The organism is Rhodococcus sp. Z13, assembly GCF_025837095.1.
Classification (GTDB): Bacteria; Actinomycetota; Actinomycetes; order Mycobacteriales; family Mycobacteriaceae; genus Rhodococcus; species Rhodococcus sacchari.
In genome coordinates this window covers 733,074-747,526 of the sequence record NZ_CP107551.1, presented here as the reverse complement: position 1 = coordinate 747,526, position 14,453 = coordinate 733,074, and the positions used below count along the sequence as shown (strand labels likewise).

Here is a 14,453-nt window from a genome sequence, read left to right as displayed (position 1 = left end):
CCGGTCCGGGTAGCTTTCACATCGAAGCGACATCGGGACGGGGTGAGATGACGAATCAGGAGCAGGAGAAGGGTCCGGTCGTGGCCCTCGTCGCCTACCGGACCGCCCTCGAACGGGACATGATCGAGGAGTGGCTGCGTTCGGAGAATCTGCCGGCCGACTACCGTACGGAGGTGCCACCGGAGTCCCTCGATCTCGACTCCCGTGTGCTCGCCGACCGGCTCGTCACCCGCACCGACGACCCGCTGATGCTCCCGGTCCGGGTCGTGTGGCTGCCGGCCGAGCGCGACGGTACGCGCCGGGTCCGGTTCTCCGACCTGCTGGCCCTCACCAACCCCCGGAATCCGAACCTGCTGCTGCAGAAATGGCTCGTCCGCCAGGGCGGTGACCGGTACCGGATCGTGTGCGCCGAACCGGCCCGCCTGTCCGAGCTGCGGGAGTCCCTGGTGAGGGAGGCCGGTGACGCCGACGACCACGCGCTGGCCCGGTACATCACCCGCCGTGCCGTGGTGGCACTCGAACGTTCCGAACGGTCCGTGATCGGCGATCGCTACAAGGTGCCGCGGCTGGTGGCCGCGCAGATCATGGACTCGCCGACCTTCCGGCGCCGGCTCGACGCGATCTCGGACGAGTACGGCATGCCTCGCTCGGAGGTGGAGACCCGCGCCCGCGCCTCGCTCGACGAGCTCGTCGCCGTGCAGTCGCGGCTCGTCACCGACCTGTTCACCCAGGCGATGCGGCCGCTGCACTCGGCGGCGTGGACGGTACGCGCGGACGTCTCCGGCCTCCACGCCCTGCGGGAGTCCAATCGCAAGCGGTCGCTGGTGTTCCTGCCGTCGCACCGCTCGTACGCGGACTCCTTCGTCCTCGGTGACATCCTGGCGGAGAACGACTTCCCCGCCAACCACATCATGGGCGGCGCCAATCTGACGTTCTGGCCGATCGGCCCCGTCGCCCGGCGCACCGGAACGGTGTTCATCCGCCGCAGTTTCGCCGACGACGCCGTGTACAAGGCCGCGCTCGAGGAGTATTTCGCGTTCCTGTTGACCAAGCGGTTCAACCTCGAGTGGTACTTCGAGGGGGGCCGCACCCGGACGGGCAAGCTGCGTCCCCCGCGCTACGGCCTGCTCAACTACGTGGCCAACGCGATCCGCAGCGGCCGGGTCGAGGACGCGATGCTGGTGCCGGTGTCGATCACCTACGAGGGGCTCGCGGAGGTCGCGGCCGTGGCCGCCGAACAGACCGGTGCCACCAAGAAGCCCGAGGGCCTGACCTGGCTCGCCCGCTACGCCCGCAACCAGCGCAAGCGGGCCGGCAACGTCTACGTGCGGTTCGGTTCGCCGCTGTCGATGCGCGACCTGCTGTCCGCCGGTGGGGACCCGGATCTGACCGGGACCGAGGCCGACGAGGAGGAACGGCGGGCCCTGCAGCGCAAGGCCCTGCAGAAGGTCGCCTTCGAGGTGGCGGTCGGGATCAACGCCAGGACACCGGTGACCGTCAACTGCCTGGTCACCCTGGCTCTGCTCGGCGTGCGCGACCGCTCGCTGACACTCGAGGAGGTCCGCGCGGTCATCGCCCCGGTTCGCCGGTACATGGACCGCCGCGGCATCCCGCAGGGCGAGATGCGGGTGCTCGACGTCGAGGGCGGCCTCGAGCACGTTCTGGAGTCCCTGACCCATGCGGGGGTGGTCACCACCTATGCCGGTGGTGTGGAGCCGGTCTACTCGATCCAGCCGGGCCAGCATCTCGTCGCGGCCTTCTACCGCAACAGCGGTATCCATTGGTTCGTCAACCGGTCGATCATGGAACTGTCGATCCTCTACGCGCACGCCAATCCCGGCGAGGATCCGGTGCGGGCGGCGTGGGAGGAGGCGAAGAACCTGCGCGACCTGCTCAAGTTCGAGTTCTTCTTTCCCGACCGCGATACCTTCGAGGCCCAGATGCGCGACGAGCTCGCCCTGCTCGTCCCGTCCTGGGGCGACACGCTGCCGACGAAGGAACAGGCCCTCACCGGGCTTGTGGAGACGGGTTTCTTCATGTCGCACCGCACGCTGCGGTCGTTCTTCGACGCGCAGCTCGTCGTCGCCGAGCGGCTCGCGGTCCGCGATCCCCGGCTCGAGATCGACCGTGAGGCCTTCCTCGCCGAGTGCGTCGCGGTGGGCCGGCAGATGTTGCTGCAGAACCGGTTGCACGGGCCGGAATCGGTGTCGTCGGAGTTGTTCGCGACGGCCCTCGAACTCGCCCGCAATCGGGGTCTGCTCGATCGGGACGACGACGAGAGCGGGACGGTCCGGGAACACCGGCAGGCGTTCGCGGCGGAACTGGTCGCACTGGCCGATCGGGTGGCGTTCGCCGAATCGCTCGACGTGTCGAACAGGAAGGTGGAACGGTGAACATCGAGCAGGCGCTCGCACGGGTCCGGAACGGACCGCAGGGACCGGAGATCGCGGCGTTCTTCGACTTCGACGGCACCATCGTGCACGGCTTCTCGGGAGTCCACTTCTTCCGCGACCGGGTGCTCGCCGGCAAGGTCTCCGCCTCCGAACTCGCCGCCACCATGATCAACGGGCTGCGCGGTACCGAGACCGAGGACGACTTCGAGCGGTTCGTCGCCGTCGCGTTCAAGGCCTGGCGCGGCCACACCGAGGACGAGCTGTACGAGATCGGGCAACGGCTGTTCATGACCACCATCGCGGGGCATCTCTACCCGGAGGCCTGGCAGCTCGTCGGCGCGCACCAGAACGCGGGTCACACGGTGGTGATCGCCTCGTCGGCGTCGCGCTACCAGATCCAGGCCGCGGGCGACGCACTGGGCATCGAGCACCTGCTGTTCACCCCACTCGAGGTGGAGGACGGGGTGCTCACCGGACGGGTCGACGGAAAGTCGTTGTGGCGCAGCGGGAAGGCCGAGGCCACCCGCAACTTCATCGCCACGCACGGTATCGACGAGGAGAACAGCTACACCTACTCCAACGGTGGGGAGGACGTCGAGTTCCTCGCGACCACCGGCAACCCCACCGCCACCAACCCGGACCGCAGGCTCGAAGCCGTCGCCCGTGAACGGGACTGGCCGATCCTGCGTTTCCGCCCGCGCGGCACCCCGGGGGTGAAGGAGCTGGTGCGCACGGCCGCCGCCTACGGCGGCCTGTTCGGTTCGGTGTGGACCGGCCTGGGCCTCGGCCTGATCAACCGCAGCCGCAAGACCGCGCTGGATTCGATCATCGGCATCGGCACCGAGGTCTCGCTGGCGCTGGCGGGGGTGGACGTGCGGATCGTCGGGGAGGCCAACGCGTGGGCCGCGCGCCCGGCGGTGTTCATCTTCAACCATCAGAGCCAGCTCGACCCGGTCGTGCTGGCGAAGGTGCTGCGGCAGGACTTCACCGGCGTGACCAAGAAGGAGATGGCCAACGACCCGCTCTTCGGCCCGCTGCTGCGGTTCGTCGGCGCGACCTTCGTCGACCGCACCGACACGAAACGTGCGGTGGCGGCGCTGGAGCCGGTGGTCGAGACACTTCGGCAGGGGACGTCGATCGTGATCGCCCCGGAGGGCACCCGGTCGCTGACCCCGGCGATCGGCCGGTTCAAGAAGGGCGCCTTCCACATCGCGATGCAGGCGCAGGTCCCCATCGTGCCCGTGGTGATCCGCAACGCCGGCGAGATCCTGTGGAAGCACTCGACGCTGGTGCGGCCGGGTACCGTCGACGTCGCCGTGCTCGAGCCGATCGACGTGAGCGGCTGGTCGAAGGAGAACCTCGACGAGCACATCGCCGAGATCGAGGACCTCTACCGTCGGACCCTGTCGGACTGGCCCAGCGAGTAGATGAACGACGAAGTGAGCCGTGAGGAGACCCCCGGCAACGAGAACGGCAGCAGCAACGGCGGGAACGGCGGCGGCGAGAACAACGGGAGCGGGAACGGTGCGCTCACCCCGAAGCGGCGCCGGCATCTCAAGTGGATCATCGGTGTCCTGCTCGTCGCGGTGCTCACCGTCGAGATCGTGCTGGTGTGGCCCGAACTCCGCGACAGCGTGAAGCGTCTCGACGACCTGCACTGGGGTTGGGTGGCCGCGGCGATCTGCGCGTCGATGGCCGAGATGTCGACCTTCGCGCGGGTGCAGCGGGCCCTGCTGTCCGCGGCCGGGGTGAAGGTCTCGCAGCGGCAGTCGCTGTCGGTGGCGCTCGCGGCGAACTCGATGAGCGTGACACTGCCGGGTGGGCCGGTGGTGGGCACGACGTTCACCTACCGGCAGATGCGCAACTGGGGTGCGACCCCGGTGGTGGCCACCTGGCAGCTCGTCATGGCCGGTCTGCTGCAGGCGGCCGGGCTGGCGGTGCTGGGCCTGGTCGGTGCGCTGCTCGTGGGAGCCACCAACAACCCCTTCTCGCTGATCTTCTCCCTCGGTGCATTGCTCGCCCTCGTCGTGCTGGTCCAGTACGCAGCGGGCAATCCCGGGTCGTTCGAGTCGATCGGCCTGATCGCGTTGCGGAACGTGAACCGGATCCGCAAGAAGCCACAGAACGCCGGCGCGCGGGCGTGGCGCAAGATCGTCGCCCAGCTGAGCGCGGTGCAGCTCGACCGCCCGCACACGGCCCGCGCGTTCGGCTGGTCGCTGAGCAACTGGGTGTGCGACGGGGCGTGCCTGGCCTTCGCCGCCTACGCCGTGGGTGGTGCACCGAGCCTGGCGGGCATCGCGGTCGCCTACGCGGCCGGCACCGCCACGAGCCGCGCCATCCCCCTGCTACCGGCCGGTCTCGGCGTGATGGACGCGGTGCTGGTCCCCGCTCTGACCGCCAGCGGGATGACCGGCGCGCAGGCACTGTCCGCGGTCGTGGTGTACCGGTTGATCAGCTTCGTGCTGGTGGCGGTGGTGGGGTGGATCGTGTTCGCCCTCCGCTACCGCGGGGCTCCCGAAGAGGACGACGAGGCCGGACCGGACCTTCGGATCTGGGACGACGGCTGATCCGGTCGAGCGGCTCGCGTGTCGCGCCGGAAACGCCACACCGGTAGCTGCGCCGGGCGATAGCGTGACTCCATTCGTTCGAGTGGAGGGACATGGTCCGTGACAGAACAGGACGTCACACGTAAACGGGAGGTCTGGTCGGGCCGGTCGGTCTTCATCATGGCCGCGATCGGTTCGGCCGTCGGCCTCGGTAACATCTGGCGGTTCCCCTACATCGCCTACGAGAACGGCGGCGGCGCGTTCCTGATCCCGTATCTGGTCGCACTGCTCACTGCGGGCATCCCGCTGCTGTTCCTGGACTACGCGATCGGGCACAAGTTCCGGGGAGCGCCTCCCCTGGCGTTCCGCCGGTTGCGCCGCGGCGCGGAGTTCATCGGCTGGTGGCAGGTGCTGGTCTGCTTCGTCATCGGCGTGTACTACGCCGTGATCGTCGCGTGGGCCCTGCGCTACACCTTCTTCTCGATCACCGAAGCCTGGGGAGACGACCCGGAGAGCTTCCTCATCGAGGACTTCCTCCGGCAGGACGGTGACGCGACCTTCGGCCTGAGCTTCGTCCCCGGCGTCGCCTGGACGCTGCTGCTGGTCTGGGTGCTGGTGCTCGGAGTCCTCGCGCTCGGGGTCCAGCGCGGCATCGGCAACGCGAACCGGTTCTTCGTTCCGCTGCTGGTCCTGCTGTTCGCCGTTCTCGTCGTGCGGTCGCTGACCCTGGAGGGTGCGACGGACGGCCTGAACGCTTTCTTCAGCCCCAACTGGTCGGCGCTGACCGACACCGGGGTGTGGATCTCAGCGTACGGGCAGATCTTCTTCTCGCTGTCCGTCGCGTTCGGCATCATGGTGACCTACTCGTCGTATCTGAAGCGCAAGACCAACCTCACCGGTTCCGGTCTGGTGGTGGGCTTCTCGAACTCGAGCTTCGAGGTCCTCGCGGGTATCGGCGTCTTCTCGGCGCTGGGCTTCATGGCACAGGCGCAGGGCGTCGAGGTCGGTGAAGTGGTGGCCGGGGGCATCGGGCTCGCGTTCATCGCGTTCCCGACTATCATCTCGAGCATGCCGGGCGGCGCGTTCTTCGGCGTGATGTTCTTCGGCTCGCTCGTCTTCGCCGGCTTCACCTCGATGATCAGCATCATCCAGGTGACCGTCTCGGCGTTCCAGGACAAGACGGGCATGGACAAGGTGCCGGCGGTGCTCGCCGTCGGTGGGGTGTCGGCGCTGGTGTCGCTGCTGCTGTTCCCCACCACCACCGGCCTGAACACGCTCGACGTGGTGGACCGGTTCGCGAACCAGTTCGGCATCGTGGGCGTCGCGTTCGTGGCCCTGGTGGTGGTGGCGTGGATCTACCGGCGCCTGCCCGAACTGCGCGACCATCTGAACTCGGTGTCGTCGTTCAAGGTCGGTGCCGGGTGGATGTTCTTCACCGGCATCCTCACGCCGATCCTCCTCGCCTACATGCTGTTCAGCGAGATCCGCGACCGCATCCGCGACGGTTACGGTGGCCTGCCCGACAGCCTGGTTCTCGCTTTCGGCTGGAGTGTGCAGGCAGCCGTCATCGTGCTGGCGGTGGTGTTGTCGTTCATCCCGTGGCGGAAGGGCATCGATCTCGAATACGAGCTCGACGAGAACCGTCCCCTCACCCCGTCGGTGACCGACGGCACGTCTGCAGGAGGTACCCAGTGAGCGGAGCCGCCATCGGCATGATGCTTCTCGCCCTCATCACCCTCTGGGGTGGTCTGGTGCTGAGCATCCTCCATCTCCGGAGACATCCGGACGATCCCGACGCATAGTCGGTCACCGGCCGCACGGTCGGTCACCGTTCGATAACACCGCGGGGCGGCGCACCGGAAGGGCGCCGCCCCTGTGGTCTCCTGGACCGGCCAGACTCTAAACCTCTACTTTAGATTCAGGTGGGGGCACCGACCGGGTGTCACGACCCACGTACAGGAGAAGCCACATGAGCCGCAGACACCTCCCCCGCTCGCGCCGTGTCGCCGCGGTCGCAGCCCTCGGCCTCGCCGCCGGGCTCGCACTGCCCACCGCCGCCACGGCGGAGCCCGCACCTGTCGAGTTGCCGGCCGCCCCCGCCGAGAACCCGCTGACAGCCGCACTCGAGGCCCTCCGCGGTGTTCCGGACGCCGATCCGGCGGCGCTCACCGCGGCGGAGGCGATCGCGAACGCTCACGGAAGCCTGACCGACGTCGCCGAGGACTCCCCGCTCGCTGCCTACGAGGACGGGATCGAGTTCCTCCGCACGCTCGGCATCGAGCCGTTCCTCTACCCCACCGTGGCACCCTTCTGCGCGGCGGACGGCAACCTGCCGCTGGGCGTCGTCCCGGCGGCGGCAGGTGCGGTGCCCGGCCCCTGGCCGAACCTGCAGGTGGCAGGGTTCGATCTGAACGCCGTCGATCCGGCCGAGACCCTGTTCGCCTTCGTGCCGCTCGGGCTCGATGCCGAGGCCGACACCGCCGGCGTCCAGCTCGCCTGGTTCAACATCAACACCTTCCAGGGCGGCATCGTCCCGATGGGCACGATCGGTGAGGTCGCGGCCGCATCGGTGCCGGACATCGTTCCGGAGGCACTCCGGCCCACCGTCCAGAAGGCGATCGAGGAGTTCGTCTCCGGCACCCTGCCTGCGGGAGGAGCGCGGGTCGCGCCGGTCGAGACCGGTTCGGGCACCGTGCTCTCGGCGATCTTCGGCAACGTCCGCAACAGCGAGACGTCGTGTTTCTTCCTGCCCACGATCGGGATCGTGAACGTCCCCGCCACCGAGGGCTGATCACCTCTCGGCGAGTCCGCGTGCAGCGGGCGGGCGTCAGCTCGCCCGCTGCAGCCGTTCCAGACGGTCGAAGACGAGCGTGACGGTGGTGTCCATGTGGTCCAGCATCGCCTCGGCCGACTGCCGGCCCGCCGCCCAGGACACCAGCGACGACATCCACACGTCGGCGACGATGCGGACCGCGTTGAGGACCTCCTCGGTGACGACCTCGATGTCGGCGGCCTTGGCGAACAGCTCCGTGAGGACCTGGCCGAGCCGGTCGAGTTCGGGAGCCGAGGTGGCGTCGGCGAACATCGCCGCGCGCACCAGCGCGTCGTACAGCAGCGGACGCTCGGCCAGGCGGCTCACCGCGGCACGCAGCACGTTCATGATGCGCTCGGCGGAACCGTCCCCCGGGATGTCGCCGCCCGTGAAGCGTTCCGTGGCCGCCTCGAACTCGAGGACGAGAGCCACGACGAGCAGGTGGTTCTTCGATGGAAAGTAACGGTAGACGGTCCCCAGGGCGACACCGGAGCGGTCGGCCACCGCGCGCATCTGCACGGCGTCGTAGCCACCCTCGGCCGCCAGTTCGCGGGCGGACGCGATGATCCGCATGTAGCGCGCACGCTGGGCGGGGCGCAGATCCGATCCGGGTGACGACGTCGACAGCCGCCCCTCGGTCGCTGCCACCGTCGTCGACTGTTCCGTCATCACGCCACCTTCCGTTCCCTACCCGCATCGAGGATAGTTCAGGCAGCCATCGGGCGTGTTTCGTACCTTTTGTCCGATTTTTCCGGACACCTGTCCGGAAAACCTCTTCCCTCCCGAGATAGAACGCGTTACATTTTTTGCGTCGCCACCAGGAGAGGGGCCATAGTGCGCCACGGAATCACCCTGTTCACCAGTGACCGAGGGATCCGACCCCAGGTCGCCGCCGAAGCCGCCGAGAAGTGCGGATTCGACAGCTTCCACGTTCCCGAACACACCCACATCCCGGTCAGGCGCGAATCCGCCCACCCGGGGACGGGCAACGAGACCCTGCCCGACGACCGTTACATGCGCACCCTCGACCCCTGGGTGGCACTGGGACTCGCAGCGGCGGTGACCTCGACGATCGAGCTGGGCACCTCCGTCGCGCTCCCCCTCGAACACGATCCCATCACGCTCGCCAAGACGATCGCGAGCCTCGACCATCTCTCCGGCGGCCGCGTGCGCTTCGGTGTCGGATTCGGTTGGAACGCAGAGGAACTCGCCGACCATGGAGTGCCCCCGAAGAAGAAGCGCACCGCCCTGCGCGAGTATCTCGAGGCGATGCAGGCGTTGTGGACCGAAGAGGAGGCGTCCTACGACGGCACCTTCGTCAGCTTCGGCCCGAGCTGGGCCTGGCCCAAACCGGTTCAGCAGCCCCGCCCCCCGATCTTCCTCGGCGCCGGTTCGACCGACCGCAACTTCGACTGGATCGTGCGCCACGCCGACGGATGGATCACCACCCCCACCGAACGCGAGGTCGTCGAGAACGTCCAGCGTCTCCACAAGGCCTGGGCGGAGGCCGGTCGCAGCGGCACCCCCGAGGTGCTCGCTCTCGCGGGTCGCTACGACGCGGACCAGCTCGCGATGTGGGCGGATGCCGGTGTCACCGAGGTGATCTTCGGACTCCCCGACCGCTCCGAGGAGGACGTCCTCGCCTATCTCGACCGGCTCGCCACCAAGCTCCACCACTGATCACCGAGATCACCGATCACCGAGATCCCCGATCACCGACCAGAACGGACCACCATGACAAGCGACCTGCATCCCCTCCCCGCCGACCGCGTCACCAGTTGGGACCACGAGGCCGACGTCGTCGTCGCGGGCTTCGGCATCGCCGGCGTGTCCGCCTCCATCGAGGCGGCCCGGGCCGGCGCCGAGGTCCTCGTGCTCGAACGCACCGGCGGGTGGGGTGGAGCCGCATCGCTGTCCGGCGGGATCGTCTATCTCGGTGGCGGTACCCCGCTGCAGAAAGCGCTCGGTTTCGACGACACCCCCGAGAACATGAAGACCTTCATGCTCGCCGCACTCGGGCCGGGTGCCGACGAGGAGAAGATCACCGAGTACTGCAACGGCAGCGTCGAACACTACGAGTGGCTCGTCGACAACGGTGTGGTGTTCAAGGAGAGCTTCTGGGGTGAGCCGGGCTGGGAGATCCCGGGCGACGACGGGCTGATGTACTCCGGCGGGGAGAACTCGGCGCCCTTCAACGAGATCGCGAAACCAGCTCCGCGCGGCCATGTTCCGCAGATGACGGACAAGCGGACCGGCGAGAAGGGCGGTGGCTTCATGCTCATGCAGCCGCTCGCGCAGGTGGCGGAGAGCCTGGGTGTCCGGGCCGAATACGACGTGCGCGTCCAGCGGCTGATCGTCGCCTCCGGCGGCCGCGTCGTCGGTCTCGTCGCCAAGCAGTACGGCAAGGAGATCCACGTGAAGGCCCGCCGCGGTGTCGTCCTCGCGACCGGCAGCTTCGCGTACAACAAGGAGATGGTGCAGGCCTACGCCCCGCAACTCGCGGGCCGGCCGGGCGCGGCGATCGAGGAGCACGACGGCCGTGCGATCCGGATGGCACAGGCCCTCGGCGCCGATCTCGCCCACATGGACGCGACCGAGGTCGCCTTCTTCGGCGACCCGCAGCTCATGGCGCGCGGCATCCTCGTCAACGGCCGCGGCCAGCGGTACGTCCCCGAGGACACCTATCCGGGACGCATCGGCCAGCTCACCCTGCTCAAGAACGACAACCAGGCGTTCCTGATCATCGACGAGAAGTCCTACGAGGAAGGCTGCGCGGCAACGAGTTCCACTCCGTTCTTCCGATTCCAGCCCAAGTGGGTGGCGGAGACAGTCGCCGAACTCGAATCCGACATGGGACTGCCGGAGGGAACCCTGCAGACCACCGTCGAGGTGTACAACAAGCACGCCGCGCACGGTGAGGATCCGGTGCTCGGCAAGAAGGGCGAGTGGGTCAAGCCGATCGGCAGCCCGATCGCGGCGCTCGACCTGCGCAACTGCACCGCCGGTTTCACGCTCGGGGGCCTGCGCACCTCGGTGAACTCGGAGGTCCTGCACGTCTCGGGTGAGCCGATCCCGGGTCTGTTCGCCGCGGGCCGCTGCACCTCGGGCGTGTGCGCATGGGGTTATGCGAGCGGCACCTCGCTCGGTGACGGCAGCTTCTTCGGCCGCCGCGCCGGAGCCTCCGCAGCCAAGGGCTGAACCCCGGAGGTGTGGGGCCGGTGGTGATCGCCACCGGACCCACACTCGTTCGGGTTCAGGCGAAGTCGCGCCGCAGGATGTCGTCGGCCCCGTATTCGGCGAGCGCCGCGATCGTCATCGACGGGTTGCACGCCCCCGTCGAGCCGGGCACCTTCGCGCCGTCCACGACGTAGAGCCCGCGCTGGCCGTGCACGCGGCCCGCGTCGTCGCACACCGACCCGAAGGGCGCCCCGCCGAGCGGGTGGAAGGTGTTGACGTCGACGGCGTTGATGTCGATCACGACCGCCGCAGGACCTGCGATCCGGCGGATGCGCTCCTCGATCGCCCGGGTCAGCTCACGGTCGTAGGTCTGATCCCAGTTCAGCACCGCATCGTCGCGGACCGCGTCGTAATGCCATGTGCCCCGGCCCTCCACGAGACCGAGACCGATCATCGTCGTGGTGCCGAGGTCGAGCGGGAACGGCACCGGACCGGAGATGATCATGACCGGGCCGGCGGTGTCGGAGTGGTCGCGGGCCCCCACACAGGCCGGGCCGCCCTGGTGGTCGCCGGGGCTCAGCAGCGGTGTGGTCACCGCGAAGACCCGGTCGCCGTTGTTGCCCCAGCCCGTGCCGACACCCTCCGGGAGATCCGGCACGAGTCCCCTGGCCCTGGCCTTCACCAGCAGACGGGTGGTGCCGGCCGAACCGGCACCGAGGAACAGCGACGGGGTGAGGATCCGCTTGCGTTCGAGAACGGTGCCGTCGGTGTGGATCCGGTCGACGTGGACGATCCAGGTGCCGTCGGGCGCCCGTTCGATGTCGTTGACACGGTGCAGCGGCGCCACCGTGACGTGCCCGGTGCGCTCGGCCTCGGCGAGATAGGTGACGTCGACCGAGAACTTGCCGCCGTTGTTGGCGCCGAAGATGACGTCGCCCGTGGTGTAGGAGGGCTTCAGTTCCCCGGTGAGCTCCCGCCGCGGGACGTCCCAGTCGATGCACATCGGCGACCGGACCGGCTCGTACCCCTCGGCGGCGGCCCGCTCCACGAACTGGCGCGACGACCGGTACCGCTCGTGCCCGAGCAGATCGTCGGGAATCGTGGAGATCCGCAACATGCGTTCGACGCGTCGGTAGTGATCGGCGTCGAGCAGGTCGTAGTCGATCGACTCGGAGACCGACGCCGCGAAGTACCGGCCCTCGGGCTGCAGTGTCACACCGTGGTAGGTCAGGGAACTGCCGCCGACCCCGGCGCCGCACATGACGTCCATCCCGTTGCCGGGGATGCGCTCGATGAGCCCGGTGAACGGCTCGGTCGGCAGGGGTGGCACGCCGGGCATCACCGGGGCCGGTGCCAGCCACGACATGCGGCGATCCGGCTGCAGCATGTGAGGGAAGGTCTCGGAGTTCGGTCCCGTGGGCCAGCGGATGCCGCGTTCGAGGACCAGGGTCTGCACCCCGGCGCGCCCGAGGTGCATCGCGGTGACAGCGCCACCGAAACCGGTACCGACGACGACGGCGCGGTGCCGTTCCTCGGTGACCTCGGCGCGGGCCCGCGGGATCTGCGACAGCGACAGGGCGGCGACCGCGGTGCCGCCGACGACGGCGCCGCGCAGGAAGGAACGGCGCGACACCGGGTGGGCGCGGGACGGACTCCCGTGCTCGACATTCACGAATGGTCTCCTGGACGGTTCAGAGGACGGTCAGTGGCAGGGGTATCCCTCGATCGGCGAACTCGAAGTACGCGCCGGAACTGTAACGTGTTACCGCCACTTCCGGGCAGTCCTTCGTCGGCCGGGCCTCCCGGACCACCTCGACGACCAGGGCGTCCTCGTCCTCCGCGACCACCCGGGTGGAGAAGTGCGGGTCCAGCCCACGTGCCAGTGCATTCAGGGGACCGAGGTGATCGGAGTCGATCATTTTCGGCCAGGAACCGTCGTCGAAGGCGCCGCCGCGCCGGTCGATCGTGAGGACGAGGCCGTCGCCGTCGAGCCGGATCTCCCGCTCGACGTACCGGCGGGGGGCGAACAGCGGGTGGATGTCGAGCAGCGTGGCCAGCCCGGTGAACGAGCGCGGCAGGCCGAGGGCGTCGCGGATGCGCTCGGAGGTGATGCCCGCGACGCCGGTGAGCTGTTTGCGGGTGAGGTCGAGCGCCGCATCCTCGTCGGTGCGTTTGCGCACGGCCATGAGGAAACCGAGGGCGAGCATGTGGTGCTGCAGACACACCTCCTCGGCGATCCGTACGAGCGCGGACCTCGAGAAGTCCGCGAACCGCAGGTCGGCGAGCAGCGGACCCGAATAGTCGTGCCGGCCCTCACCTTCCCGGACGATCGGGCTCAGCTCCACGGCGACCGCCGCGGTCCGGCCCATCGCCTCGGTGTGCGGCTCGACCGGCGGTGGGTCGTAGGTCGGGTCGATGGTGACGGTCCACGCGCAGTGCGGGTGCCGGTCGGCCGGGCGGCGCGGCGGCCGGTGGATCGGCCTCACACGGGCGTGCGGGTTGGTGGCCAGCGCGGTGGCGTCGAAGGTGGGGTCCTCGATGTCGTGGCACATCGCAGTGACGTACGCGTCGCCGAGCGGCTCCACGTCCATGAGAGCCCCGCAGTGGTCGAGCCGGAACTCACCGTGGTCGCGGTCGTGGACGCGATAGCGGAAGTCCATGAACTGCGGCGGCGCCCCGATGTCGAGCTGCATGCCCTTGAAGATCGTGACCACGTCGTCGCCCTCGAAGCCGAGGGCACGCTGCATCCGCCGGGTGTACCAGGGCGAGGCGGCCTGCCACTCCTCGATCGCGACGGCGGTCATCCCCTCCCGCCCGAACGCCGAGATCAGGTGCGCCATGCCGGAGCGGTCGATGAGCTGCCCGCACAGCAGCAGTTCGGGCACCAGCACGGCGAGGTCGGCACGGGAGAGCGCCGCGAAGGACTCCCCCGTGCCCGGCTGCCGTGTGCCCGCGGCACTCACCACAGCGGTACCGGGGACTCGCCGACCCGGTACCAGCCGGGCAGGCGGGTACCGGAGGTCGACCGCTCGATGCGCTTCTTCATCCCGTCCGTCAACGCGTCCGCGGTGATCATCTCGAGGAACAGGTGTGAGACGTTGCCGAAGTCGAAGAAGTCGCGCTGCCAGGACCACTGGAAGTTGCCGCCGTAGCGGAACCAGCTGCCGCCGATACCCTGCACGGTGTAGTGCTCGCCGTTGTCGCGGGTGGCGTCGGCGATCTGCTTCCAGAAACCGATCACGTCGCCGGTGCGGTCGTCCACCACGAACTGCTGGTAGGGATACTGCCAGCCCTGCAGACCGTCCATCTCCTGCCCCAGCGCGAGTTCGCGGATCTCCTCGCGGCCGACGGCCATGAACTCGTCCTTGGGTCCGTAGTTCCAGCCGTAGGTGGCGTCCTCGGTGTACATGTCCGCGAGCGGCTTCCAGTCGCCCTCGGCCTCCGCCCGCTTGTTCGCGTCGATCCAGCGGGCGATCATCTCGTCGAGCTCGGCACGATCGAACGTGGCCATGTCTTCTCCTGGTG

At 68.8% G+C, this 14,453-nt stretch carries 12 protein-coding genes; 8 read left to right on the top strand and 4 right to left on the bottom strand.

Going from position 1 to position 14,453, the window contains the following annotated elements; translation table 11 throughout:
• The first annotated feature begins 47 nt into the window (after nucleotides 1-47).
• The 6 genes from OED52_RS03525 to OED52_RS03500 all read left to right on the top strand — a co-directional run bounded on the left by OED52_RS03525 (nucleotide 48) and on the right by OED52_RS03500 (nucleotide 7,730).
• A complete protein-coding gene (locus tag OED52_RS03525; protein ID WP_264153313.1) occupies nucleotides 48-2,393 on the top strand; it encodes a glycerol-3-phosphate 1-O-acyltransferase in 2,346 nt (781 codons plus the stop codon).
• Nucleotides 2,390-3,820 (top strand): HAD-IB family hydrolase, encoded by a 1,431-nt coding sequence (locus OED52_RS03520; RefSeq protein WP_264153312.1) that lies wholly within the window; start codon nucleotides 2,390-2,392, stop codon nucleotides 3,818-3,820. The genes OED52_RS03525 and OED52_RS03520 overlap by 4 nt, the downstream gene beginning before the upstream one ends.
• Nucleotides 3,821-4,960 carry a lysylphosphatidylglycerol synthase transmembrane domain-containing protein gene (locus OED52_RS03515; RefSeq protein ID WP_264153311.1) on the top strand — a complete coding sequence of 380 codons (1,140 nt, stop codon included), beginning with the start codon at nucleotides 3,821-3,823 and terminating at the stop codon, nucleotides 4,958-4,960.
• A 99-nt stretch (nucleotides 4,961-5,059) separates the two neighbouring features.
• Nucleotides 5,060-6,634: a sodium-dependent transporter gene (locus tag OED52_RS03510; RefSeq protein ID WP_264153310.1), complete on the top strand. Its 1,575-nt coding sequence runs from the start codon at nucleotides 5,060-5,062 to the stop codon at nucleotides 6,632-6,634.
• Nucleotides 6,631-6,741, top strand: a complete 111-nt coding sequence (locus OED52_RS03505) for a methionine/alanine import family NSS transporter small subunit (RefSeq protein WP_264153309.1) — start codon at nucleotides 6,631-6,633, stop codon at nucleotides 6,739-6,741. The genes OED52_RS03510 and OED52_RS03505 overlap by 4 nt, the downstream gene beginning before the upstream one ends.
• 167 nt (nucleotides 6,742-6,908) lie before the next feature.
• The gene (locus tag OED52_RS03500) at nucleotides 6,909-7,730 is read left to right on the top strand and encodes a hypothetical protein (RefSeq protein WP_264153308.1); all 822 of its coding nucleotides are present in this window, start codon (nucleotides 6,909-6,911) and stop codon (nucleotides 7,728-7,730) included.
• 36 nt (nucleotides 7,731-7,766) lie between these two features.
• Here the strand turns inward: OED52_RS03500 and OED52_RS03495 are convergent, their stop codons facing one another.
• Complete coding sequence (locus tag OED52_RS03495; RefSeq protein ID WP_264153307.1) at nucleotides 7,767-8,420, bottom strand: TetR family transcriptional regulator; 654 nt, start codon at nucleotides 8,418-8,420, stop codon at nucleotides 7,767-7,769.
• A gap of 165 nt (nucleotides 8,421-8,585) precedes the next feature.
• Here OED52_RS03495 and OED52_RS03490 point away from each other — a divergent pair, with 165 nt between their 5' ends.
• Together OED52_RS03490 and OED52_RS03485 are read left to right on the top strand one after the other, a co-directional pair.
• Nucleotides 8,586-9,431: an LLM class F420-dependent oxidoreductase gene (locus OED52_RS03490; protein ID WP_264153306.1), complete on the top strand. Its 846-nt coding sequence runs from the start codon at nucleotides 8,586-8,588 to the stop codon at nucleotides 9,429-9,431.
• A 54-nt stretch (nucleotides 9,432-9,485) separates the two neighbouring features.
• Nucleotides 9,486-10,949 (top strand): FAD-dependent oxidoreductase, encoded by a 1,464-nt coding sequence (locus OED52_RS03485; protein WP_264153305.1) that lies wholly within the window; start codon nucleotides 9,486-9,488, stop codon nucleotides 10,947-10,949.
• Between the two features lie 55 nt (nucleotides 10,950-11,004).
• Here the strand turns inward: OED52_RS03485 and OED52_RS03480 are convergent, their stop codons facing one another.
• From OED52_RS03480 to OED52_RS03470, 3 genes are read right to left on the bottom strand one after another with little or no spacing between them, the layout of a single operon-like run.
• Entirely contained in the window at nucleotides 11,005-12,600 is a 1,596-nt protein-coding gene (locus OED52_RS03480; protein WP_264153304.1) for a GMC oxidoreductase, read from the bottom strand.
• 19 nt (nucleotides 12,601-12,619) lie between these two features.
• Complete coding sequence (locus OED52_RS03475) at nucleotides 12,620-13,894, bottom strand: hypothetical protein (RefSeq protein ID WP_264153303.1); 1,275 nt, start codon at nucleotides 13,892-13,894, stop codon at nucleotides 12,620-12,622.
• Nucleotides 13,888-14,439, bottom strand: a complete 552-nt coding sequence (locus OED52_RS03470; RefSeq protein WP_264153302.1) for a nuclear transport factor 2 family protein — start codon at nucleotides 14,437-14,439, stop codon at nucleotides 13,888-13,890. Before OED52_RS03470 ends, OED52_RS03475 begins: the two co-directional genes overlap by 7 nt.
• Nucleotides 14,440-14,453 lie beyond the last annotated feature (14 nt).

Excerpts from the sequence above, each read along its gene's own strand:
- OED52_RS03525 (WP_264153313.1), top strand. The coding sequence starts at position 48 with ATGACGAATCAGGAGCAGGAGAAGGGTCCGGTCGTGGCCCTCGTCGCC.
- OED52_RS03500 (WP_264153308.1), top strand. The coding sequence starts at position 6,909 with ATGAGCCGCAGACACCTCCCCCGCTCGCGCCGTGTCGCCGCGGTCGCA.
- OED52_RS03485 (WP_264153305.1), top strand. The coding sequence starts at position 9,486 with ATGACAAGCGACCTGCATCCCCTCCCCGCCGACCGCGTCACCAGTTGG.
- OED52_RS03470 (WP_264153302.1), bottom strand. The coding sequence starts at position 14,439 with ATGGCCACGTTCGATCGTGCCGAGCTCGACGAGATGATCGCCCGCTGG.
- OED52_RS03515 (WP_264153311.1), top strand. The coding sequence starts at position 3,821 with ATGAACGACGAAGTGAGCCGTGAGGAGACCCCCGGCAACGAGAACGGC.
- OED52_RS03495 (WP_264153307.1), bottom strand. The coding sequence starts at position 8,420 with ATGACGGAACAGTCGACGACGGTGGCAGCGACCGAGGGGCGGCTGTCG.